This window comes from Pantoea sp. A4 (assembly GCF_000295955.2).
Classification (GTDB): Bacteria; Pseudomonadota; Gammaproteobacteria; order Enterobacterales; family Enterobacteriaceae; genus Pantoea; species Pantoea multigeneris.
The window spans coordinates 68,041-91,580 of the sequence record NZ_ALXE01000026.1; the positions used below are offsets into that span (position 1 = coordinate 68,041).

At 52.6% G+C, this 23,540-nt stretch carries 17 protein-coding genes and 1 pseudogene; 8 read left to right on the top strand and 10 right to left on the bottom strand.

Features of this window, described 5'->3' with window-relative positions:
- Window positions 1-157: 157 nt before the first annotated feature.
- The 5 genes and pseudogenes from idnD (at window position 158) to B880_RS0112450 (ending at window position 4,769) form a co-directional block, all read left to right on the top strand.
- Entirely contained in the window at window positions 158-1,189 is a 1,032-nt protein-coding gene (gene idnD, locus B880_RS0112430; protein WP_017347746.1) for an L-idonate 5-dehydrogenase, read from the top strand.
- Window positions 1,190-1,201: 12 nt separating this feature from the next.
- Window positions 1,202-1,966, top strand: coding sequence for a gluconate 5-dehydrogenase (gene idnO / locus B880_RS0112435; protein ID WP_017347747.1), 765 nt, complete (start codon window positions 1,202-1,204; stop codon window positions 1,964-1,966).
- 66 nt (window positions 1,967-2,032) lie between these two features.
- Window positions 2,033-3,352: a gluconate:H+ symporter gene (locus B880_RS0112440; RefSeq protein ID WP_017347748.1), complete on the top strand. Its 1,320-nt coding sequence runs from the start codon at window positions 2,033-2,035 to the stop codon at window positions 3,350-3,352.
- A gap of 101 nt (window positions 3,353-3,453) precedes the next feature.
- Window positions 3,454-4,328: pseudogene (locus tag B880_RS25000) on the top strand (helix-turn-helix domain-containing protein).
- Between the two features lie 33 nt (window positions 4,329-4,361).
- Window positions 4,362-4,769: a DUF2000 domain-containing protein gene (locus B880_RS0112450; RefSeq protein WP_017347749.1), complete on the top strand. Its 408-nt coding sequence runs from the start codon at window positions 4,362-4,364 to the stop codon at window positions 4,767-4,769.
- Window positions 4,770-4,820: 51 nt separating this feature from the next.
- On the opposite strand, the gene B880_RS0112455 is transcribed toward B880_RS0112450, so the two are convergent.
- Entirely contained in the window at window positions 4,821-7,220 is a 2,400-nt protein-coding gene (locus B880_RS0112455; RefSeq protein WP_017347750.1) for a membrane-bound PQQ-dependent dehydrogenase, glucose/quinate/shikimate family, read from the bottom strand.
- Between the two features lie 639 nt (window positions 7,221-7,859).
- Here B880_RS0112455 and B880_RS0112460 point away from each other — a divergent pair.
- Both B880_RS0112460 and B880_RS0112465 read left to right on the top strand, forming a co-directional pair.
- Entirely contained in the window at window positions 7,860-8,186 is a 327-nt protein-coding gene (locus tag B880_RS0112460; RefSeq protein ID WP_017347751.1) for a helix-turn-helix domain-containing protein, read from the top strand.
- Between the two features lie 65 nt (window positions 8,187-8,251).
- Window positions 8,252-8,647: a HipA domain-containing protein gene (locus tag B880_RS0112465; RefSeq protein ID WP_017347752.1), complete on the top strand. Its 396-nt coding sequence runs from the start codon at window positions 8,252-8,254 to the stop codon at window positions 8,645-8,647.
- Between the two features lie 523 nt (window positions 8,648-9,170).
- Here the strand turns inward: B880_RS0112465 and B880_RS0112470 are convergent.
- The 9 genes from B880_RS0112470 to B880_RS0112510 form a co-directional block, all read right to left on the bottom strand.
- Window positions 9,171-12,224: a DEAD/DEAH box helicase gene (locus B880_RS0112470; RefSeq protein ID WP_017347753.1), complete on the bottom strand. Its 3,054-nt coding sequence runs from the start codon at window positions 12,222-12,224 to the stop codon at window positions 9,171-9,173.
- Window positions 12,225-12,923: 699 nt separating this feature from the next.
- Window positions 12,924-14,678: a UvrD-helicase domain-containing protein gene (locus B880_RS0112475; RefSeq protein WP_017347754.1), complete on the bottom strand. Its 1,755-nt coding sequence runs from the start codon at window positions 14,676-14,678 to the stop codon at window positions 12,924-12,926.
- Window positions 14,671-16,749, bottom strand: a complete 2,079-nt coding sequence (locus B880_RS0112480; protein ID WP_017347755.1) for an ATP-dependent nuclease — start codon at window positions 16,747-16,749, stop codon at window positions 14,671-14,673. Before B880_RS0112480 ends, B880_RS0112475 begins: the two co-directional genes overlap by 8 nt.
- 590 nt (window positions 16,750-17,339) lie before the next feature.
- Window positions 17,340-18,083, bottom strand: coding sequence for an abortive infection family protein (locus tag B880_RS0112485; RefSeq protein ID WP_017347756.1), 744 nt, complete (start codon window positions 18,081-18,083; stop codon window positions 17,340-17,342).
- A gap of 76 nt (window positions 18,084-18,159) precedes the next feature.
- Window positions 18,160-18,726 carry a hypothetical protein gene (locus tag B880_RS25005; RefSeq protein WP_017347757.1) on the bottom strand — a complete coding sequence of 189 codons (567 nt, stop codon included), beginning with the start codon at window positions 18,724-18,726 and terminating at the stop codon, window positions 18,160-18,162.
- Window positions 18,727-18,730: 4 nt separating this feature from the next.
- The gene (locus B880_RS0112495; RefSeq protein WP_017347758.1) at window positions 18,731-19,687 is read right to left on the bottom strand and encodes a BsuBI/PstI family type II restriction endonuclease; all 957 of its coding nucleotides are present in this window, start codon (window positions 19,685-19,687) and stop codon (window positions 18,731-18,733) included.
- Window positions 19,684-21,153, bottom strand: a complete 1,470-nt coding sequence (locus B880_RS0112500) for an Eco57I restriction-modification methylase domain-containing protein (RefSeq protein WP_017347759.1) — start codon at window positions 21,151-21,153, stop codon at window positions 19,684-19,686. Before B880_RS0112500 ends, B880_RS0112495 begins: the two co-directional genes overlap by 4 nt.
- Window positions 21,154-21,162: 9 nt before the next feature.
- Window positions 21,163-21,732, bottom strand: coding sequence for a recombinase family protein (locus B880_RS0112505; RefSeq protein ID WP_017347760.1), 570 nt, complete (start codon window positions 21,730-21,732; stop codon window positions 21,163-21,165).
- Window positions 21,733-22,100: 368 nt separating this feature from the next.
- The gene (locus tag B880_RS0112510; RefSeq protein ID WP_017347761.1) at window positions 22,101-22,481 is read right to left on the bottom strand and encodes a plasmid mobilization protein; all 381 of its coding nucleotides are present in this window, start codon (window positions 22,479-22,481) and stop codon (window positions 22,101-22,103) included.
- A 342-nt stretch (window positions 22,482-22,823) separates the two neighbouring features.
- Between B880_RS0112510 and B880_RS0112515 the strand changes: the two genes are divergently transcribed.
- The gene (locus B880_RS0112515; protein ID WP_017347762.1) at window positions 22,824-23,192 is read left to right on the top strand and encodes a hypothetical protein; all 369 of its coding nucleotides are present in this window, start codon (window positions 22,824-22,826) and stop codon (window positions 23,190-23,192) included.
- Window positions 23,193-23,540 lie beyond the last annotated feature (348 nt).

The window sequence follows — 23,540 nt, forward strand, 5'->3', positions numbered from 1 at the left end:
AAGCGCAGCGCGTCTGGTCTGATGACTGAGTGATGTCCCGGTCACGTTATGCGTAACATCCCTGCCGTAACATCTTTTTCAGTGAGTTAGCTCACAGTTTTAATCTCGCGTAAGCCCTGAAATAAGACTTTTGTCAGCACCGTTACAGGGTAGATTTATGCAACTCGAAACAGAATCCTGCGTTATTCAGGGCAAAGAGCAGGTCGAAGTCATTAAGCAACAGGTGGAATATCACGGCCAGGGTACGCTGGTGCGTATTACGCGCGGCGGTATTTGTGGTTCTGATTTGCACTACTATCAACACGGCAAAGTCGGCGATTACACCGTCAAAATGCCGATGATTCTTGGTCATGAAGTGATCGGTTACGTGGTGGAAAGTGATAATCCACAGCTGGCTCCGCAGCAGAAAGTGGCGATCAACCCTTCCAAACCGTGCGGCAAGTGCAAGTACTGCGAGCGCGATCAGGAAAACCAGTGCGTCGCAATGCGCTTTTTCGGCAGTGCCATGTACACCCCGCACGTTGATGGCGGCTTCACCCAATTTAAAGTGGTCGATAGCGCGCAGTGCGTTCCCTATCCGAATGATGCCCCCGATGAAGTGATGGTCTTCGCCGAACCTTTAGCCGTCTGCATCCATGCTACACAGCAAGGTGGTGAGATGAGCGGCAAGCGCGTCTTCATTTCCGGTGTTGGCCCGATTGGCTGCTTGATTGCCGCCGCGGCAAAAGCGCGTGGAGCCGCTGAAATCGTCTGTAGCGATGTAAGCGAGCGCTCACTGGGTATGGCAAAACAGATGGGGGCAACTCACACGCTGCACGCGGCAGAAGGCGACTTCAGTGCTTACACCGCAGACAAAGGCTACTTTGATGTGGTCTTTGAAGCTTCCGGACACCCCTCTTCCATTCAGCGCTGCCTTGATGTGGTGTGTGCCAAAGGCACCCTGGTGCAGGTGGGAATGGGCGGAGCCGTGCCAAACTTCCCGATCATGCAGCTGATTGCAAAAGAGGTGCAGCTGGTGGGTTCGTTCCGTTTTACCCATGAATTTAACACCGCCGTCACCTGGTTGGCTGAAGGTGTCATCGATCCGCGTCCGCTGTTCAGTGGCGCTTATGACTGGCAGGAAGTGGATGCCGCACTGCAATTCGCCGGGGACAAAACCCGTGCAGCCAAAGTTCAGCTGACTTTTTAACGGAGCATCGCCATGAGTACACTTTTCTCTTTAGCGGGCAAACGCGCCCTGATTACCGGTTCTGCTCGCGGCATCGGTCTGTTACTGGCTACCGGTCTGGCTGAAGCCGGGGCGGAAGTGATCATCAACGCCACCACGGCCGCAGGCGCGGAAAAAGCGGCGGCACAGTTGAGTGAACAGGGTTTTACTGCCCACGCCTGCGCGTTTGATGTCACCGATGCCGCAGCTGTAGAAGCCGCAATTGAACACATTGAGCGAGACATTGGTCAGATTGACATTCTGATTAATAACGCCGGCATTCAACGTCGTCGCCCGTTCCTTGAGTTCCCGGAACAAGACTGGCACGACGTGATCGCCGTGAACCAGACGGCGGTGTTCTTTGTGTCTCAGGCCGTTGCCAAACGCATGGCTACTCGCCAGCAGGGTAAAATCATTAACATCGGTTCAATGCAGAGTGAGCTGGGCCGCGACACCATTACGCCATACGCCGCCTCTAAAGGTGCCGTAACCATGCTGACCCGTGGTATGTGCGTTGAACTGGCGCGCCACAACATTCAAATCAATGCCATCGCCCCTGGCTATTTCGTCACCGAAATGACGCAACCGCTGGCCGATGACCAGGCCTTTACCGCCTGGTTAACCAAGCGCACCCCTGCCGCGCGTTGGGGAAAACCTGAAGAGTTGATCGGGGCCGCAGTTTTTCTCTCCTCCCGCGCCTCCGACTTCGTCAATGGTCACTTACTCTTTGTAGATGGCGGTATGCGCGTCGCCGTCTAACCCCTGAGCGCGGGTTGCCGCGCCAGGTTTTTCTCTGCCTCTGATAATAATGATAAGGAAAATTCCATGCCTATAACGATTATCGTTTTTGGCGTCCTGCTGTTACTGCTGTTGATGATCGTCTTTAAGGTCAACGGCTTCATTGCTCTGGTGTTTGTTGCCGCCGTTGTGGGTATCGCAGAAGGTATGACGCCACTGGCGGCTGTCGCCTCTATCCAAAAGGGGATCGGTTCGACCCTCGGCGGGCTGGCGATGATTCTGGCTTTCGGTGCCATGCTCGGGCGACTGGTGTCCGATACCGGAGCCGCACAGCGCATCGCCAGCACCCTGATTAACGCTTTTGGCAAACAGCGTTTGCAGTGGGCACTGATGATTACCGGCCTGATTGTCGGCCTGGCGATGTTCTATGAAGTGGGCTTTGTTTTGCTGCTGCCGCTGGTGTTTACCATCGTCGCGGCTTCTGGCTTACCGCTGCTGTATGTCGGTGTGCCGATGGTTGCCGCGCTTTCGGTCACCCACTGCTTCCTGCCGCCGCACCCAGGTCCAACGGCGATCGCCACGATCTTTGGTGCTAATTTAGGCACGACGCTGCTGTACGGACTGATCATCACCATCCCTACCGTGATCGTCGCGGGTCCACTGTTCTCTCGCTTCCTGAAAAATTTCGAAAAATCACCGCCAGAAGGCCTGTATAACCCGAAAATTTTCACTGAAGAGGAGATGCCAGGCTTCGGCACCAGTATTTTTGCGGCGATCATCCCTGTAGTGCTGATGGCTCTGGCTGCGGTGTGTGAACTGACGATGCCGAAAGAGAGTGGCATCAGGCAGTTCTTCGAGTTTGTCGGTAATCCCGCTGTCGCGTTGTTTATCTCCGTCGTGTTAGGTGTTTTCACCCTGGGATTACGTAATGGCCGTTCTATCGGCGACGTCATGGAGATGTGCGGCAGCTCGATTGCGGCCATCGCGATGATTGTGTTTATCATCGCGGGCGGCGGTGCCTTTAAGCAGGTCCTGGTAGACAGCGGCGTGGGTGATTATATTGCCAATATGATGAAAGGTTCTTCACTTTCACCCCTGCTGATGTGCTGGACCGTTGCCGCCATGCTGCGCGTGGCCCTGGGTTCAGCGACCGTCGCAGCCATCACCACCGCCGGGATTGTTACGCCAATTATTGCTGTAACACACACCGATCCGGCATTGATGGTGTTAGCCGTTGGTTCCGGCAGCGTTATCGCTTCACACGTCAATGACCCCGGCTTCTGGCTGTTCAAAGGGTACTTTAACCTGAGTGTGGTGGAGACGCTGAAAACCTGGACGGTGATGGAAACCCTGATCTCAGTTCTCGGCTTAGCGGGCGTGTTAATTCTGAATGCCGTGCTGCACTGATTGATGAAATCCACAGGGAAGTGGATTTAAAAGCGGTGTTAAATGCCCAACGGGCATGGCAGGATAGATTCCCCTGTCTTGTTGCTGACTCCCAATGGAATATGAAGACGCCGGACCACCCCAACACCAGGCATGACTGGGTAGATTTTCATCGTGACGACGAGACGGGCATTGAGAGTATCAATGCGCATTTTCGCGGTCACGCCTACGACCCGCACGACCACGATGAAATCCTGGTGGGCGTCACTCAGCAGGGTTTGCAACGCTTTAACTGCCACCGAACATTACATACCAGCACACCTGGGCGCGCCATTTTGATTGAACCAGGGGCGGTGCATGATGGACATGCACCAGATGCCGAAGGTTTTACCTATGCCATGTTGTATCTGCCTCAGCACTGGGTGACTGAGATAATGCAACGGCGCGGACTGGGCGATGCTTCTGCGATGGAAGCCGCTTTCCAGCACACGTTGACCGATGATGCCCAACTGATCATGGCAATCCAGCAGGCATTTTTTGCCGTACACCATCAGGAAGGCCGCCTGGCGCGCGATCAGACGCTAGACCACCTGATATCACTGCTTTCACGTCATATTGCGACAAAGCCCCTCTCCACCGCGAATCACTCCCTGATGCAGATGTACCAACTGCGAGACTATCTGCATGACCGTATGCATCTGGATGTTGGTCTCGATGAGCTGGCACGCCATGCCGGTATTGATCGCTTTCGCCTCAGCCGCCAGTTTAAACAGGCGTTCGGCCAGACTCCCCACGCCTACCTGGTGCGCTTACGGCTACGTACCGCACGCGTTCTGTTAGCCATGGGTAACGAGCCCGCACAGGTCGCCTGCGATGTCGGCTTTGCGGACCAAAGCCATATGGGGCGCTGGTTCCAGCGCGCTTATCGCCTCTCCCCTGCCAGCTATCAACGCGCTGCACAAACGTTCTAGATGACCGACCGCTGATCAGCGGATGATGGCCCTTTCGCGATCATCAGAGAGCCGTAAAGATGTTTGATACCAAAATTGCCTATATTGTCCGTAACGATCTGCCCATCTGGCAGCGCTTAAACGTTGTTGCTTTTCTTGCCACCGGCATCGCCGCCTCTGCCCCGGAAATTATGGGCGCGCCTTACGTGGACGCACTGGGCCGACAGTACGGTAATATGTCTGGTCAGCCAATGCTGATTTTCGAAGCAGATGTCGCCGGGCTACAAACCGTGCAACGCAAAGGCTTCGAACGTGAACTCACAATGATTCCCTACGTACACGCGATGTTCTCCACCGGTCATGACGAAGCCAACCGGGAAGTGTTTTTAGCGGAAGACGCTGAGAATATGAATCTGGTGGGGCTCGGCCTGCGCGGCCCAAAGAAGATGGTGGATAAGGTGATTAAAGGTCTGGCGCTGCACGGCTAGTGGAAAGCGGGCTGCCTGAGCAGCCCGCTTTAGTACGGCAGGTTAATGCAGTTACTGCCCGGTATCTGGCAGCGAGAAGGCGATCAGATAATCACCCTGATCCGGTGAATGTGCTGCTCCGCCCGCGGAGATCACCACATACGGCTTGCCGGTCTTCGGTGATTTGTAAACCAGCGGTGAGGCAGTTGCGCCTACCGGTAAACGGTATTTCCAGATCTCCTCACCGGTTTTGCTGTTAAACGCCCTCAGGTAGTTATCCTGCGTTCCCGCAAAGAACACGATGCCACCGGCTGTCGCCGTTGGGCCACCCAGCGTTGGCATACCGATCGGCATCGCCATATGCGTTTTCACGCCCAGAGGACCAGAGTCTTCAACGGTACCCACCGGCACTTGCCAGACCAGTTTTTTGGTATTCAGATCGATAGCACTGAGCGTACCAAACGGTGGGTTTTGGCACGGTACACCCAGCGAAGACATAAAGAAGTCTGACTTCAGGCCGACATACGGACCCGCAAACATCGTGCGGATAGGATATTTGCCTTTATAGGCTTTGGCTTCTTCGGCCGTTTTCAGCGCCATGATTTTACCCATGCGAATGTCGTTAACATACATGATGTTATCGCGCTCATCGATGGAGATACCGCCCCAGTTCATCCCGCCCAATGTGCTTGGGAACTGAATGTAGTTGGATTCTGCCGTAGGCGTGAAAATACCGTTATAACGGGAAGATTTAAACGCGATACGGCACTCAAGCTGGTCGAATGGCGTGATCCCCCACATATCCGACTCTTTCAGTTTAGTCAGGCCTAAAGCCGGCATATCTACAGAGAATGGCTGCGTCGGCGACAGATGATCATTTTGTCCTGACGGCGTGGTCACCACCGGACGTTCTTCCACTTTGCTCGCCGGTTTGCCGGTGCGGCGGTCGATCACGAAGATCTGCCCGGTCTTGGTGGTTTGAATCAGAACCGGAACACGTTCTCCCTGCTCATTTTTCATCTCATACATCACGGGCTGGGATGGGAGGTCATAATCCCAGATATCATGATGCACCGTCTGGAAGACCCATTTGGTTTTCCCGGTAGACGCATCCACCGCCACCACCGCTGAAGCAAACTTTTCGGATGAAGGCATACGCTCACCGCCCCAGTAGTCAGGTGGCCCCATACCGGTTGGCAGATATACGGTGTTAAGTTCCTGATCGTAGGTGGCAGGTGCCCAGACGTTTGGCGTTCCGCCGGTGTGATTCACCGCATCCGGCGCATCTTCCTCGGCGTTCCATGACCAGGCCAGTTTACCGTTACGTACGTCATAAGCGCGAACCACACCTGAGGCATCTTTATCTGAATGGTCAAAAATCCAGGTGCCGAAGACCGTTAAGTGCCCCATGATCACCGGAGTGCCACTTGGGTGATAGGCCGCGCCTTTTTCGGCTGGCTTCATGCCTTCATGTAAATCTACGGTGCCGTTGGTGCCGAAGTCAGAGCACGCCTGGCCGGTTTTCGCATCCAGTGCCAGCATACGTGCATCAACCGTAGTGGTAATAATCCGTTGACGACACTCGGCTGGCGCGACGGCTTTCTCCTCTTGAGACAAGGAGCTATCTTTATCGATATCGTAGTAGCCCACGCTACGACAGGTGACATGCGAGACCGCAGTGGCTTTCGGGTCCACCCGCCAGATGGATTTACCGGTATCGGCATCAATCGCGGCGATCACGTTTTGCGGCGTACAGGAGTACAACACGTTGCCAATTTGCAGCGGTGTATTTTCGTCAACGCCCGCCTCTTTGCCAGCCAGTCGACGCCCGGTGTGATAGGTCCACGCCACTTGCAGCTTACTGACATTCTCAGGTGTTATCTGATCCACAACGGCAAAGCGGGTTCCGCTGGCATTGCGGGAGAGATGGTCCCAGTTTTGATCGGCCTCGGCTTTATTCGGGCTGGCGTAGGCTTCAGGATGCTCAGCGGCCGCCGACGGATTATAGATTTTGCCGTGCGGGAAGAATGCACCAGCCAGCACAGCGAGTAAGCCGACAAACACGCCCCAGCCACCGGCGAAGCTCAGGCGGTTACGCTGGCTGTTCGCACCAGCTACTGCCGGGAATACCCAAAAGCTGAGCATCAGAATGATGGCAGGCACCACTAAACGGGCGGTCAGCGGCCAGTAGGAAAGACCGCCAACTTCAATCAACGACCAGATCGCCGTGGCAATAAAAATCACCACCGACAAGTGCAGGCCGCGGCGTTTTTTCATCCACAGTGACGCCAGCAAGACCAGATAGGCCAGCCCGGCGATAGCGTAATAATAAGACCCACCCAGAGAGGCGAGTTTTACCCCGCCGATGATAAAATATATCCCTGTCACAGCCGTTAAAAGGCTGAATATTATTTTCAGTAGTAATGAAAAGTATTTATGAATACATTTCCCGGAATCATCAATAGATGACATGTGAGGAACTCCTTCTCTCATTGTTGAGTTGTTATTCGGTTAGTTCTTCCTGGCCAAAATCCCGACACCATGCAAGATCAGGCCCTTAGAGGCAGTTTTGTAGAGCTTTGTAAATATACATTGCGACTTAGTTACATGCACGTTAAATAAAACCATCTTTTTTGGGTGGGTTTTGGATAGATTACTCACCGGTGGGAATTTATAACGTCATTCACAGCAGGGATGTCGCTGATGAGGTATGCCATGTGGTGGGGTTTATTTCGTTTTAGCGAGCAGGTGTCGTAAATAATTTAGAGAACCGGGAATGAATAGATTCATTTAAATAATAATATTATAAACATTGGTTATTGATATTAGGGAGCTGTCGCTCTTAAACAGTGGCAATACTTAGTGAGGCCCTAAACAGATGATGCGATTAGGATTGTATAGATAGTGAATGATCAGCCTATGGGTTCGGCGCTTTCTTCACCGTTCCTCTTACTCCTTCTCTCTCCAGCAACGGCACACTTAATTCTCTTACTTTATGTCTTAAGTCCATTTTTTTAACTTAAGACACAAAATACTGGGTTTATAATTGAGCCTTAGCGAACCGAAACCTATAATGACAGTCTTCAACACTTTTACGCATCGGTGAGATCCATGTTAGACCTCAGCTTGAGCAAACCCAGTGAAATTGTGAACCTGCTCTGCGAGCGCTTGCGTAAAGAGCGGCTAGCGCAGCAAATGACCCAGGCTGAGGTTGCCAGCCGCGCCGGGGTGAGCACCAATACCGTTTCGAATCTCGAAGCCGGTCGCAATGTTGGGTTTGAAAACGTCGTTCGTGTCGCCATGGTACTGGGCCGCGCCAAAGAACTCGAAAACCTGTTCCTCCCTCAGATTGATAGCCTGAGTGATATCATGCGCTATGAGAAAGGGGCTGCCCGTAAACGCATCAGAAAGGGGCCTGAGGATGATTATTTACGATGAGAGATCGGGCAAGTGGCTTTGGGAACGGTAATTTTATCCACGTGACTTAGATTTTCACCAATGACATGCAGGAAAAGCGGCTCGCCTTCGAACGTGCAGTATTTAATGTCGTTTTCAACAACCGAGACGATCACCCAAAAAACTTCTCTTATTTCATGTCATCAACCGGGAAATGGAAGCTCGCACCGGCATATGATGTCACGTTTTGTGAAGGCCCTGGCGGCTACCATCAGATGGATGTGATGGGAGAAGCGTTAAATATCGAACGAAAACATATACTCAAACTGGCTGAGGAAGCCGAAGTTTCATCCTCAGAAGCCGATGAAATCATTAATGACATTTGCAATGTCGGAACAAGATTTTTTGACATTGCAAAAGAGGCTTACCCTGATGCCATTACCGATGGAACACTGAAATTTATTCAGAGTAGAATTTCACAGAATATACAAAACCTGCGCTGATGCAGGTTGGTGTTTAGCTGTAAAAAAGCCCGCTATTCAGCGGGCTTTTTGTTTAACGCATTAGCAGGAAAGTATTATTCCCACTCAGTCATAAATGAGAAAAAATAATTCTTATACAACAATGATTTTCAACCAACATACTATCCAATACCATTAAAAATACCATACAGAGAAGAAGCAAATGTGAGCCTCTTAACGGACCTCGTCAACCGCCTTGTAGAGCCTAGCCTCACAATTTCACCAATGACGGGAACTCGCTTCAAGGCCCGAATGTCCAGACTAGGCTGGTTGCAGTCGCTCAATTCAGAAAGATCAATGACTACAGTTGTTGAAGGAGTCTACAGAAGTCTGTTCTGCACCCCCAAATCTGTAACTGCAACCTAACGAATTCAAATATCTGTGATTGCGTGAGGCGAACACCTGACGTATGTGAATCGTTGAAGCTCGGTGCTGTCTACGGAACCTATGGCGATTCACTGAACGTCTGCATTGATCCAGCTGTTGTTGGCATTGCCTATAGGGCTTAGTGAGGAACGTCCAGCACGGTCACTCGCACACCCAATTGTCTAGCGTAACCAACCAGACCATCAAACAGGTGAAATAGCTGCGCGGTTTCTGCGGTTCTCTTGGAGGGATCCTTGAGCACCTTCTGAAGTGCATCAAGGTCGCAGCAGCCAGCGGTCACTAAAACCACATGCAACTGCGCGTCAGCCCGCTCGATGATGTCGCTCCGTAGCTTCCTCCACAGCGCGATGCCCGTTGGAGATTTCGCGGGTGCCTTATATAGCCGTGGAATCTTCGTGTTGTTCCAAAAGGTGGATTTCGTCCAACTCTTTGCCCCGTCAGGCGTCTCCGATCCACGCGCTAGGTAAACTAAGTTCTTCATGGCTTGCGCGACGACATCGTGAAAGGCCGAGGCCGAGATCGACGTACCCTTTCCAGCCTTTGCGTGAACTAGTGCGATTTGACGATTCGTGAAGTTGGCCAGCACAAAGTCGGCGCACTCCGAACCCAAGTCGTCACAGATGACCAACTCAGGCGAGAATCCGGGCGATACGTCACCATCGGCGATTGCTTTGAAGAGAGAGCCTGGGATAAAGGCAGTGGCCTTCGTACCTTGCTTCTTGGCTGCATCTAACTCATCGGTCGAGCCCTTTTCGTTAGCGCAGGCAGCGATGCGTGGGCGACTGAAGTGCTGCAAAAGGGATTCCTCGGCGTGAGCATAGTCAACCTTGTAGAAGTTGCGGCCCTGGTAAACCATGGCCCCATCCTGAAGACCGATCAGAACCAACTCCTGATTCTGGTTCAGGTAGTCCGTGAACGACTTGGCGCTGCTCCCAGTGTCGTCCTCGAGGACTTGAACGCCAAACCCACCTCGAACGCCCTTTCCCTTGAACCAGAAGCGCCCCTTATCTTGCTGGTACTCCAAGAGCAATTCCAGCTCAACGCTTACCGGCGGGTCCGCGAGATCTTCGAATATGTATGTACACTCGTGCATATTGGTGCTTGTGCCGGATGGCCCGCTCTTTGGCGACGTGACCTCAACGGAAGAAGCTACGATGCGAAGTTCTTCGCCTTCGGCGGAAGAGATGCGGATCTTCGACTGCGACAAATCGATCGACATTGTCACCGGAAGCGGTTTTAGAGGTGGCTTGCAGGTCTGCATGTATCTTTGCAAGACGATATTGTCAACATGCGTCGAGGCCAGCGCCGAGGCGATTGACGTTGCCCATTCTTTAAACAAAGATACAGAGTGGCGTCGTCTTTGCTGCTCGGGAATATCCTGACGAACCCGACCGCGATGCATACCAACGTAGCGTCGCCCCTTTGCCGACGCTCCACGGGCCGCTTTGCAGATCTGAACCCGGTCAGTCAGCGAGGCAGGGATCAGCTTCAGATCGTGACCGCGATGAACTGACGCCCTGATCACAGTGTCAAATGGAATAGCGCTGCTCGTGGAAACATTGGTGATGCTGTACGACGCATCAAGTAACTGAGATAGCTCGGCTGCCCCAAGAGCTGTGGTCGACACATCGATAAGCGCTTCAGGATAAGTACCTGTGGTGTCCGAAACCAGAAGGTAGTCGCCAGCAACGACTACGCAGTGCACTTCGAGTCTGACTTCATACAGTGATGTCTCTTCCAGAAGACGGGAATTTGCTATCGATGCGTAGACCCATAGTGCGAAGTCTGTCGCTCGCTGGCACGGCGCATTCGGCTCACCAAGAATGATTGCGTCTGTAAGGTTAAGACTGTCGGTGCAGTCTTCGATATATTCTTCCAGAGAAAAGCTGCTCTTTAGCCTGCGCACGAGCACGCTTGGCGCAATAACAACCTGAGGATTGTCTGCAAGCACATCCTGACGAAACCTTCGCCGGAAGCGACCATCGAAGTACTCCACGGAAGGCTGACTCTCCAACATACGCTCGACAACATTGCGATAGTGCTGCGCTGTCAGGAGTTCTACGCTTTTTTCGAACTCTCGGTACGCCAGCCAACGATCACCCAGATTTAAGTAGTTCGGCGCGTAGAGTAGAGCCGCACAGTCCTCTCGATCCGAACGTCCCCTTCGCAGAACCCGTCCGATTTGCTGAATGAGCTTGCGGTCATTGCCAACGGGCCCGAAGAAGGCGACACAGCAGAATCGGTGGTCGTCCAGTCCTTCGGTTAGTTTGTGCTGATGAATCCAGATCACCGCGCTGTGCCTCTCAGGGACTTCCTTCAACAAATGCGAGCCAGCATTCCCTGTAAAAGTGTCATGTATGCCAATGGCGTCAAGACCCGCGTCGCGAATCACTGCCACTGCTGCCTTGATGTCAGCAGCACTGGTGCAGCATATGATGGCCCGAGGTGTGCTGCTGATCAGACTATTCGACTGTACCGCGGCCTTCCAAGCAGCAGAGAATTCCTGAGCCAGTTTCGGAACGTCCATCGCATCAGGCAGGGATAGCGTCTTAAGGGGACGAATAATCTTTGCCGCTTCGGCATCGTGGTGTGAAAAATGAAAAACGGATTCTTTTGGGTTCTCGATGCGGAACAGCTTTAGGTCATTGCGATACGGTGTCGCAGTCATGAGGATCATGGGCTTGTTAAGCGATTTCACCGCCTTCCCCCAGCGTAGTGCCGGTTCGTAGTGGCACTCATCAACGACAACGGCATCGACGGATGCGGCGAGCGCGGCGTACTCCTGAGGCGAGGATCTTTGGAGTTCAGTCAGTGTGGTGAACGTGCAGACAAGCACCTTGGCATCGGTGTTACTTAATACGTCTTTTATGGATGAGGGCACAAAACCGACAATAGTTTTTTCATTTGGCGCTGGGTATCTGACGCTTGCCCAGAATCCGTGCTGGAGCGCGCTGACCATCTGGTCTCGTAAATTCTTCCAAGGAGTAAGTACCAGGACACGACCTGACGCACTGATCACGGACAGACAGGCGATGACGCCAGTCTTTCCTGTACCGGTAGGCATCCGAACTAGGCAAGCAGTACTATTGGCTCGCATACGCTCAATGACGAATGAAAGCCCTCTGCGTTGGTGATCCCAAAGGCTAATGCCCTGAGGAATATCGCTAAACATCGGTGCCTCCCATGCTTTTTTATTCACGTAAGTCTATCAGGCGCAGTGCTCGTCAACTGCACTGGGGCATCCTCAAATAATGAGGAGCAGAATAGTTTTTCTGCCCAACCGACGCTACTAGTGCCGTTGATCGTGGCGACCGGAACTCATCGTACAGCGTCTATTCACACACAGGTGTTGAACGACTGAGATCGCTGCAGAACAGTCAGTGCCTTCCATTTACAGAGCCGCAGGACGCAGCGAAAATCACCCCAACTTACAGACATCGGACATATACCATGCCAGTCGCTAGATGTGTCCTTGGTATCAGTACCACCCAACTTGTGATACCTGACTCAATGCCATAAAAAATGCCATTGACAACGCAATATGCATTATCAATGGCACATTGAATATTGTTTTAAATCAAATGTCTATAAAAACCTCTTACTCCCACACAATTATCAATAACCCCCTAATAGACCAGTAAATACGAAGTCAAAAAGGAACGAAAAACTTTAATACCATGAGAAATACCATAGAGGATCAAAATCAACTTTGAGAACCTGTCCCGCTTGGAAAATGCCTAGGAGACCAGAAGCGATTCAGTGTTAGTCCTGAGGCGTTTAGCAACCATCGCGGTTTATCCACCTGCCTAGTCAGCTAGTCGGATGTGACATGCGCCGACTAACCTACACAATGAGCACTGTACAAGAATTCTCAACCAGGGTTAGCAGGCAACTCGAATACATGCTCAGCGCCGAACCACGCGGTGATCTGATCAAGCGCTGCCTGGCTCAGCAGTTGAGTGAAAAGCAGAGCCAAACGGACCTTGGGTCGAGAGCACGCAACGTAGAAGAGATTCCGATTGCTTTCGAATTTTTCACGCCTGTCCGCCGGTGGCCCCTCCTGAAACCACTCGAGCATTTCAGCGAAATTATATTGGTTCCAGCCGCGTCCCAACACAACGATCACGTTTTCGAATTCGGCTCCCTTGACCCCGTGTTTTGTGGCAAACGGCGTATGCCCATCTATGAATTGGTCTAGCGCGATCAGCTCTGTGTAAGATACTGCCCTGAGCTTTCGAAGCTGGGTAATCCTGCGTGGCTCGTCCTCACTTGGTTCAACACCGGCAGCCTGTAACCCTTGCTCATTCCGTAGCACAGCATTGGGGAGCTGCATCTGCGGTACGGCTATGATGTAGTCAATCACCTCGCCGATGGTACCAGTCAATCTCAGTTCGAGAAGTGCATCCATTGCCTCAGCCCAAGCGACTTTATCGCTGTGCCTTCGAATCGTTGGCCGATCGCTTGCTAGCTGCCCGAACATTGCACCGTATCGGCGCTGTTGGTATGCAACACACGCTGGCTCAAGCTGATCTGCCAAATACTTGATGTGAGGATCCTCCTTCTTCAACCACGGAGCATTGTATTGCCCATAAATTTCACGGATCGAGGAATACCCCTGCTCACGAGCAATACCTTTGTGATTCAGGATAAGAATTTTTGTCGTTTTCGGAGAGAAATCCCATCCTTCCACTCTGAGCTGAGCTTTCAAGTATTCGAAGTAGGCACTAGCAGCCTCAGGACTGGTGTCGCCAGTCCAATGTCCTCCCCCGCTTCCTGTCCGTCGCTCTCCAGGCCAGAGGTTTGTGTGGAATACTCGGGCTTCACCGATCAAGTCAGGATCGCTCACTTCCTGGTGTAGGCCTGGCCGCATCTCATTCAGCACATCGACAATCCGCGATGCTGAACGGAAATTCGCGTTTTTTTCGATCGGCTGAAGGGCATCATGCACGATTAGGCCGCAGCCCTCGTCGTAGATTTTTTGCCAATGATCACCAAACAGGCCAATCATCGGTCCCTCACCGCGATCTAGAAACCACGACTTCAGTGCACCGACAAAATGTTCATCCGTGTCCTGATATTCGTCGATAAACAGGATCGGGTATCGGGAAGTCAATACGGCCCTGAACTTCGGAGACGTAAGCGCCTGAATCATTAATGTCAAGACATCTTCGTGCCGAATAGAGACCTCGTCCTCCGATACGCGTGGAATACCCATTTCGTAATGGATGCGCCTGTTACCTACGCCACCCACCGGCTCAAAACGCTCTCGCCAAAAAGCGTCAGTGCCAAGAAATCCTCTCAGTGATGTTTGAAAATCTCTGAGCAATGACCAGCAAAAGCCATGGACGGTCTCGGCTCGGATTGCAGAATGCGCTTGGAAGCGAGAGATGATCTCGTCTTTCGCCACATTGGTGTAAGTGATACATGCGACTTGCTGACGCTCCCGGATCAACGCAGGACCTCGGTGTTCAATCAATCGACTGAGCGCCTTCTCCAGCGAATAGGTCTTACCAGCCCCAGCACCTGCTTCCAGGCGAAAGCTTAAACCTTCATCCAAACAAGCGAACATGCGTTCAAGTGCTTCTTGCCCTGCTCTGTCCGCGGGACTTTCGTGATTGTCAGGCATCGCCTTGCTCTCCTTCAGCGGTTGCTGCCTCACCAACAACCTCTACAACTGCGGCCATGGCCCGAGCAGGCATTTGGGCATCAGCGACCTGCGCCCCAATTGCTAGCCAACGCAATCCTTCAGCAATATATCTAGGCACGTTCCAGTTCGTATCATCGATCGCGTATTTCAACGCAAAAGCCGATTTTTTCTGGTCCGCCGCATACTCGTAAGCTAGGGATGCGACATCGCCCTGCCCCAGCTGAAATCGATCACGGTTCGCCAGGATGAACGCATCCTCAAAGCTTCTGCCTGAAGGTCCGGGTTCGTTCCCCTCCGGAATTTGGTAAGCGATGCGCCTCAACCCTATGGTCTTCTCTGCTGGCGTTTTCGCCAGCAGTTGGGCGGGAGTGACTTCGGCCCCAAACCAGTCTTTAAGGCACGCATTGCTCGTAAACAGACCCTCTGAAACGAGACAAGCTTTCCGCTTTCTTTCTGCATTCGGTTTGACGGAGTCGATGTCGGTAACGATCAGCGTACGCAGTTCCAAGAAGGTGAGTAGATCATGAAACCGGTGTGCATACGCGCCGCCAACCTCCATAACCGTCAAGTACTGACTAGCCAACTGAGGTTCACCCACCGCAGCCGCGTCAGTTTTGGTTATCATGGTTGGTAGCAGCAATCGCTCTGAAGTCCCCTCGATCAAGATGGCTTTATCTGCAAAGAACAGGTCGCATCGAGTAAGCGTCAGGTACTGATAGAGAAAATCTCTGTCCGGTGCTGGAGCCTGGCCCATGCCCTGCCTCAGGTCTTTGATCTTGGACTGACGGAACCCGTTTTCACCGCTCACAGAGAGAAAGTAACGCATAGTTTCGAAGCGCGCTTCGTTGGCCATGTGTGGAGAGTGGGTGGAAATTACAAACTGCACTGGCCACGGACGGCTACCATTCAGCTGTTGCTCGAATGCACCCTTGATCATGTGCAATTGTCGGATGAAGACCTCCTGCATTTGCGGATGCAAATGGGCTTCAGGCTCTTCAATGAAGATGAGGTGTACGCTTGCGGCTGCCGGCGTAGCTTGGAACTCTCTGAAGAATTTCAGTAATTGCAGAAGGATGTACACTAGGTTACGGACGCCGAGTCCATTGTAGCTTTCCGGGAGTGTCAGGCCGTTTACCCCCCTGTATCTGACCTGCGTATGGTCTTTAAGCAGGCGCTCGACATCGAAGGTCGTCACAGTGGTGAGGCCGGGGTCTTCTAGCCCTGGGTAGCCGAAAAGCTCGAACGTAGGGAGCAGCGAAGTCAGTCCGGCGTTGAAACCGTCATGCAGCTCCTTTTGAATTTTGTCCACCGCTACATGGAGCTGCTCCGCCGTAGTTCGTTTCTCTGGATCTGCAGGGTCAGTCAATGCCGATTGGAACAGCACCTCTACTACCTTCCCAAGAACATCGCGCTCTCGGTGTGTATCGTCATCCAGGCCCCGTTGCGCATTGATGAATCCGCCGCGGATCAACGTGGTGAGTGATTTTAGGTCGAGGTCCTTGCGGTTCGTTGAATCATTGGGGTCAACCGCTTCCAAACGGGGCTCGTAGGCCCCTACCAAACGCTTCTTTATCAGGCTGAAGAAGCCAGGGCGTTGATCCTCCGGCACAGTGTCGGGGGCATTCGTTTCTGCGAAAAGCGACTCAAGGGCTGTCGCCCGGGGTCCATACGTCAGGACGATACGCGCGCAAGAGCAATCTGGATCTAAATCAACTATGCATTCGCTGAGCTGACCTAGGTCTGGGGCATCCACATCATAGGAGATGTCCAATGTGACCCTGACTACGGGAAGCATGGCAGCAACGTCGGAGCGAGCTATTCCGCCGTGAAACGCATTGAATGCCGTCCAAAACTCTTCGTGACTCCCCAGGGAGAAATCCTCAAGCCTGAAAGAGGGAGTCCTGTCTGAAAGGAGCCGACGGAACACCTCAGCTATGGAGGTTTTGCCGCAATTGTTGCGCCCGACGATCAGTGTTGTGCCGTCTTCTAGGCCAAGCCTGACGTTCTGAAGCAGTCTGAAATTTTGAATCTCGACGCGCTCGATCCGCATGATGTCCCTACCGTGAAATCGTATGGCCATCACATTAGATGGCTAAATTGAAGTAGTCAATACAGGGACAATTCCCCCTAAAAGTACCCGCTGTATGCGACCGGCAGGTTTGGATGGTGAGAAGCCCTTCACTAATAGCAGGAATTGGCCGTTAGCTGCCAGCTACCAAAGGCTGTAGTCGACCATTAACCCCAGCACAATCTCCTGCCTGGAACTTAGCTGGCTCCGATACCATGCCTAGAACGCTCCACCAAGCATGGTAACGAGATAGATCTTATGACTTAGCCTTTTCTAGCCATGCGAAAGACCATTAACAATACCACGTTCAAATCAGCGAGGTAGAGTGCGCCCTGTATCGGCGTCATCCGGCTTCGCGTTACTTGCCAATGCCGTGGCCATCTGCCGCAACAGAATGGCCAGCTCGGCTGGATCACCATTGCGGCGGACTTCGGCGAGCAATTAAGCCTCATAGGTCGGATCGGCGCGGATGTGCTCAGCCATCGCCGTATCATGCGATCTGTCTTTCATTGGTGCGGTCCTCCTTTCAAAATGTTTGGTTTGATGGCAAGTTCCGCGCGATGGTAGCACTACTAGAAAGGGATACTTTCGTCCCAATCACCGTGTTTTGCCTGTATCACTTTAGCTTTTATCTTCGCCTCCAGGGACTTGATAAAACGAACTGAGGCCGCAACGTGATTAAAGATCAACAAGCTTTCCTCATAATTTAGTATCGGGTTATCGTGTGCAAGACTCTTGTTGTTGCGCACGTCATTAAAGGCTTCCAGCACTGAAATACTGGACTTTAGAATGCGCTCGGTCATGGCCGACTCAAGATGGCCACCTTCCCGCAGCGCCTTGACGTACTCTCCGAAAACGCTATGCAGCGGCTTATCACGAGTGATAGTGATACCGTGCGGTTCACACGTCACGCGGATGAATTTGTTGACGAAAGTATGCAGCCGATCCAGCCCACCCTCGGGTTGATTCTTCTGGATTGCCTCGCGGACGTGCTCCGCTACCACTTCAAAATCTCGCTCATCAGCAATAGCGGTCAACGCATCCAGCTCAGCCACTGGCTGCTTACTGAGAAGGCGCTGGGCGATCTTCCGGCAATCCTCGATCAGCAGATGATTGCTGTCCCCAAGGCAGTCCTCTTGAATACCAACAACAATCAAACCATCAATTACACGGCCAGCTGTATGATTGGGAGCAACATCCCAGAACGTGCGCATCCGCTTGGCCTTGGAGTCCCCACTTGTTCTGTACTGGGCTGCATCGATTTCCACACGGTAATCAATGAAGAATTCGGAATAGGTGCGGTCTGAAAAATTCAAAACATAACCCCCCCCATCCCAAACAGCTTTTCGAGCTTACGACGCTCAAAGGCAGTCAGGTCGGCCATATATCCCCCTACGCCACCATCTTAATCCACACCTTTGGCGGAATTAGCTTAGCGAGCTCAATGTTATAAATCTCATGCCCTTGTCGAATCTTGTAGTTGGCATGTACCGATTCACCAGCACCGTAATAGCGAGCTTCCTGCAGAAAGCACTCGCGGTTGATACCACCCAATAGCCACATGCGGCGCTTTGCGATTTCGTAGGTCAAAAAGAAGAATTGGTCGATGGGTTCCCCCGCATGGCGGGCGGTGATCTGGGCGGTGTAGTCCTCGCGGGGCGGCACCTTGCGCTTCACCGTCTTGACTCCAATGCGGAAGTTCAGAGCCGTCACGAAATCAGGCTGACCGGCTGCATCGTCCAGCACCCACTTAAAACCTTGAACGCCTTCGTGCTTAAGCCACGAGTTGAAAACCATCTCGCCGAGGTCGCCCACCCAACGCTCATCAGTGGCAGACTCGGTGTAGATGTTTCCATACTGGCGGTCACGCTCGGCCCGCATCTGCTTGGCCCGCTCTTCATGTTTCGGTGCTATAAAAAGAGAAATCCACCCCTGCGGATGGACTAGGCTGTTTGTCATCGCCTCAGCCCTCGGCCGGATACGGCCCGAGGAAGCGTACGCCGTTAAAGTGGATCAGGTGTGACGGTGCATCTGCCACCCACACTTCGGTTTCCCAAGCGATTTCGCCTAAGTAGCGGCCCATGATGGCCCGGTTTGGGAAGGCGGTCACATAGACCAGTCCAGCGGTCGATCCGGCGAACAGCTTCGCCAGCTCGGTATGGCGCTTGCCATCGACTGGACCGTGACTGGTGACGGACTCGACCAGTAGCAGCCAGTTTTTCTCCGTGAAGTGCAACACCACATCTGGCATCTTCCCATGTGAATCCACATCGACACCCAATCCGGCCAGCAAGGGTGCATCAAAGTAACCCCACTTGTCGCCCGTGTCGCCGGCATAGAGCAGCACGCTACCCGGTGCAAAACGCGGAGCAAAGTCCTCGATGATGGCCCGAATCAGCTCGCTGTGCTCTCCGGGGCTGAGGGTGATTTGCTGGCCCGGTACGATCTCAACCGGAATACGGTTCTGCTCGCGCTGTTTAGCGTAGCGGGCAACAAGCGTTTCACGCTCGGCCAGATAAGCAACGAGGCTGTCATGCCATGCAGGGGTTCCGAAGGTACGAAGCAGGACCAGTGCGGCGGGTTCGATTTGATAAACCGCCTTCGGGCTATTCACAGGACGGTCGGGCTTGTCAGGATTGTAGAGAGCCAACCCTGCGTCGCAGAACTGGTGCATGGTCTGTCGGCGTACCGATTCACGGGTGTTCGGCTTATAAGCCTTGTCGAAGTGATCGCGCGCCCAATCCATTATGGGAGTTATGCCGATCAACGGGTTTTCCGCGTCGGTCCATGACTTACCTGGCATGAGATCCAACAGGGCCAAAAGGCATAGAGCCGAGCGCTCGTTATGCTGCGCCTTCGGTAGCCCCAAGGAAATAATGACTTGTTGCGCGGCCTCAATGTAATCGTTCTTATCTTTCATTCGGTCAAGGTCCCCAGCTTGGTGTCGATCAGGTCTTGAGTAAGCGTTCGTTGCTGCATGGCCCACTTACCAAGTTGGATCAGGGTTTCCCGGCTTGGATACTTCATCAACTTGAGATCGGTTGCATTGACCTGTGTGTGGCCGTTGAAGCGCCGGAAATGCTCATCTACTGCTGTTGTGTTCAGGAACAAGACCAGCCCACGGGCTAGTGCTTCGGGCAAACCGTGCTTGTTCTCGTGAAACAGGTTCATGTGGTTCTCGAAGCCCAACATCGAATGATCGCCAAAGGCGGCAGGATCAACGATACTTGCCACCACGCGGCGCTTTTCCTCCTTCGATGAGAAGCGGCGCACCACGCAATAAAACCCATTCGGGTAAAGCCACTTTTCCGTCTCGTCGTTGCGCATGATCGCATTTGGCTTCTTCAACCCCGGCACAGGCCAGACCGTGCCGGTCGTGCTCAAGTGCCCGGGGTAAATCAGGGGGACGGAGCCCTGCTCGGGCATATCGCGCAGATGCTCCCTCAGGCGGAAATCGACTACCGGCCCCGTCGATACCTTCACGCCTATATCGGCCAGCGAATAGCGCACGGCGGGCGATAGCTCAATGGCGGTTTTCTCGGTCGTGGTCGGCACATGAATGAACCGCTCCGGATCATCCGGGAACACGATCCGGTCGAATGGATGTTCGTGGGTGTTGAGATCTGCAAAGCTGTCATCGGTAGAGGTCGAAACCGTGACAACTCCCTGCTGGCCACCACGCTCCAAGCGGATGATGATGTTCTCCTGCAGAACCTCGTCATCCTTGAAAGCCTTACTGCGCGACTCAAACAGATGCATGTGGCGGATCGCTGCCCGCGCAAGGATGAAATCACGAAACGGGCGGTAATACGGCCCGTTGCAGAAGCTGCGCGGGATGATGGCCACGATCTGCCCGCCCGGCGCTGCCTCGCCTACGGCCAGCGCGAGAAAGGCGGAATACAAGTTCACCGTCTCGATACCGACACTGCGCAGGGCCAGTCGGTGGGCTGATTGGCTATTGATCTTCTTATAAGGCGGATTGAGGATTGCATGGGTATAGCCTCGATCATCCAGACCTTCGGCGGTCGCTAATTCGATGTAATCGCCTGCGATGATCCGGGGTGTCACGCGGCTGTACCCGCCCAGGTGCTGCGCAAGGTGGCCGCGCAGGTTATCGTCTATCTCGTAGGCGGTCGCCTCGACGTTCTCAAAGCCAAAGCCTCCAGTTACCCAGCGGTCGAGAAAGGCACAGGATAGTGCGCCAACACCCGCGCCTGCATCCAGCAGACGGCAGGTCTGCATGGTACTTGATGGGAACAGAGACGCCATGAAGCGGGCCACGCTCGAAGGCGTCATAAACTGGCCGAATTCGGCTTTGTGTTTCTGCGCTGTACGGGATGCCACCTCACGGCGCACGCTGTCTGCGGTGTCTAACTGTTGGTTCATCCAAACTCCTCATTGACGTGGCGTGATGATGCCGACGTGCTTGTAAAGGGTGGTTCGAGACACGCCATAACGGCGGGCTACCTCAGCCACCTGAATATCTGGATCGCGCAACAGGGCCTTGATCTCGCGCACCTGCTGGTCGTCTAGCTTCGGTTTACGGCCACCGGCCCGGCCACGTGCGCGGGCTGCTGCCAGCCCGGCCTGCGTCCGCTCCCGGATCAAGCCGCGCTCGAACTCGGCCAACGCCGCAAACACATGGAAAACCAGCTTGCCCGCTGCGCTGCCCGTCTCGATCTTCTCCGTCAAGCTTTCAAAGCCAATGCCGCGCTGTTCAAGGTCTGCCACAATCTGCACCAGATCGGGGAGGCTGCGTCCGAGTCTATCCAGCCGCCACACCACGAGGGTATCCCCTGCCCTTAGCGCCTTGCGGCACTGCTCAAGCTCCTGACGTGCGGCGTTTTTGCCGCTCGCCGCTTCCTCGTAGATCGCGCAGCACCCAGCCTGCATAAGTGCGTCGCGCTGCAGGTCTAGGTGCTGGTCGTCCGTCGAAACGCGGGCGTATCCAATGCGTTGATTCATTGACAATACCGAACATTGAAAAATTTACGGATATCTTAACACCATTAGGATGTATCCAGCCACAAAAGCGCTAAGCCCGGCAGACTGTCAAGAAAACCACCGTTTTATGAACATATTCGTCGGTGACTAACGGATAACGCAATTTTTTCGGCGAAGTGTTTTAAATTTTGCAAGTCAAGAAAGACAACATTTATAAACAAACGACAGAAAGCGTAGTTATCTTTTGCGCTAGCTCCCCCTCAAAGCCGGTTCGCTTAAGGAAATAAGCTGAAAATAGCCCCCAGAATAATAGTTATTATGCCAGCAAGAATGTTACCGAATAGAAGTCATGATGAATTGACATCAATGGTTCTTGACTAGAAAAAACTTTATTTTCTCTCATGTACAATCTGCCCCATAATCTCCAAGGTCTGACGTTGCAGGTCTCTGAATTGTTCCATCATAGTTTCAACGTCAATCGGTTGGACACCTTGCCCACGTTTTTCCGCAAGCCACAACTTTAATAGACCAGCGACACGGCCAAGGTCGCCGTTTACCTTAGCTAGATCTCTCACAGCAGTAAGGTCAACCCGTGACCGGATTGGATGGTGCAGACCAGCGGCAAGCATATACGCCGAAAGCGACAAACCTGCTTGTGCTGCACGATTAACAATCTCCGCTTTCTCTTTGTCAGTCACCCAAACTTTTATCGGCGGCACTTCACGACGTGGGCGGCAACCTTCTTTTTTTGGTGTATAGCTTTCAGTCATTCATCCAAATCCTCAATTTTGATCACTTCACTTTTGCGCTTCGTCATAGGTAGGCTCTTCGCATAATTATTTAGGTCGCGGCAGCGACTGTCAGCCTCGCAGAGCAATATGCCGTCGAGCCTTAAGCGAGTAAGGTACGGTGGTGGAGGTCCTAGCTGCGTAGCAGCGTAGGCCTACAACACACATCTTGCCATCAAATTGGGAGCTAAAAAATGCATATCTTTGCAATAGGTTATATACAGATTGCCTACGCATATTTGCGCATAAATAATCTAAGTTACGCATATAACATTATCAATATCATGCGTATACTTGCTTAACTATGCTTGAAAAGAGGTTGTGATGATGGGAACACCAAAAGAAAAGCTTCCAGGTGCGGGAAGGGTAGCATTTTTAGCGCGCCTCAATGAATTCCGTGTTCTAATTGAAGCCGGTTGGCCGATAACGGTCGTTTATGAGTACCATGGTGGAGATAATACTGGCCTGAGCTACAGCCAGTTCACTCGTTACGTCGGGAAATACATCCGCAAAACGGCTAATCGCAGAATCCAGCAGCCCACAATTCCTGAAAAAATAGAAATTCAGGTAGCACCAGCTTCAGGAAAAATTCAGTCCGGCGGCACCTCAACTACACAAACTCCTATCTTTAAGTCACGGCCTGTATTTCAACATAATCCAAACGGTGGAAACGACCGTGATGATCTCATATAGCGCTTCTAAGAGTTAAGACTTTATAGCTGCATATCTTTTATCCGTGGAAAAACGTACTACAAGTAGCTGCTAATATTCGGTGTATTTTATAGTGGATGTTTTTACAAACATCCACTACAAATTGGTTCTCGCCATGAGGTAGCTACGACTAATACTTCACTACTAGCAATAATACGTACTATTAACCTATTTCATTGCTCTATTGTCCTACCTCAATACCCTTTAGATTAATCTCAAAGAGAAGCCTTAACCCTAGTTAGGCTTCGCCATTAGTAATACGCACGGACTTGTGCCAACTATGAGTAACTACCTTTCAACAAATTTACGCCATTTCAACGGAAGGTCATG

What these genes read in the sequence shown, in the direction of transcription:
- idnD (WP_017347746.1), top strand. Translation starts at nt 158, where the DNA reads ATGCAACTCGAAACAGAATCCTGCGTTATTCAGGGCAAAGAGCAGGTC.
- idnO (WP_017347747.1), top strand. Translation starts at nt 1,202, where the DNA reads ATGAGTACACTTTTCTCTTTAGCGGGCAAACGCGCCCTGATTACCGGT.
- B880_RS0112440 (WP_017347748.1), top strand. Translation starts at nt 2,033, where the DNA reads ATGCCTATAACGATTATCGTTTTTGGCGTCCTGCTGTTACTGCTGTTG.
- B880_RS0112450 (WP_017347749.1), top strand. Translation starts at nt 4,362, where the DNA reads ATGTTTGATACCAAAATTGCCTATATTGTCCGTAACGATCTGCCCATC.
- B880_RS0112455 (WP_017347750.1), bottom strand. Translation starts at nt 7,220, where the DNA reads ATGTCATCTATTGATGATTCCGGGAAATGTATTCATAAATACTTTTCA.
- B880_RS0112460 (WP_017347751.1), top strand. Translation starts at nt 7,860, where the DNA reads ATGTTAGACCTCAGCTTGAGCAAACCCAGTGAAATTGTGAACCTGCTC.
- B880_RS0112465 (WP_017347752.1), top strand. Translation starts at nt 8,252, where the DNA reads ATGCAGGAAAAGCGGCTCGCCTTCGAACGTGCAGTATTTAATGTCGTT.
- B880_RS0112470 (WP_017347753.1), bottom strand. Translation starts at nt 12,224, where the DNA reads ATGTTTAGCGATATTCCTCAGGGCATTAGCCTTTGGGATCACCAACGC.
- B880_RS0112475 (WP_017347754.1), bottom strand. Translation starts at nt 14,678, where the DNA reads ATGCCTGACAATCACGAAAGTCCCGCGGACAGAGCAGGGCAAGAAGCA.
- B880_RS0112480 (WP_017347755.1), bottom strand. Translation starts at nt 16,749, where the DNA reads ATGCGGATCGAGCGCGTCGAGATTCAAAATTTCAGACTGCTTCAGAAC.
- B880_RS25005 (WP_017347757.1), bottom strand. Translation starts at nt 18,726, where the DNA reads ATGACAAACAGCCTAGTCCATCCGCAGGGGTGGATTTCTCTTTTTATA.
- B880_RS0112495 (WP_017347758.1), bottom strand. Translation starts at nt 19,687, where the DNA reads ATGAAAGATAAGAACGATTACATTGAGGCCGCGCAACAAGTCATTATT.
- B880_RS0112500 (WP_017347759.1), bottom strand. Translation starts at nt 21,153, where the DNA reads ATGAACCAACAGTTAGACACCGCAGACAGCGTGCGCCGTGAGGTGGCA.
- B880_RS0112505 (WP_017347760.1), bottom strand. Translation starts at nt 21,732, where the DNA reads ATGAATCAACGCATTGGATACGCCCGCGTTTCGACGGACGACCAGCAC.
- B880_RS0112510 (WP_017347761.1), bottom strand. Translation starts at nt 22,481, where the DNA reads ATGACTGAAAGCTATACACCAAAAAAAGAAGGTTGCCGCCCACGTCGT.
- B880_RS0112515 (WP_017347762.1), top strand. Translation starts at nt 22,824, where the DNA reads ATGATGGGAACACCAAAAGAAAAGCTTCCAGGTGCGGGAAGGGTAGCA.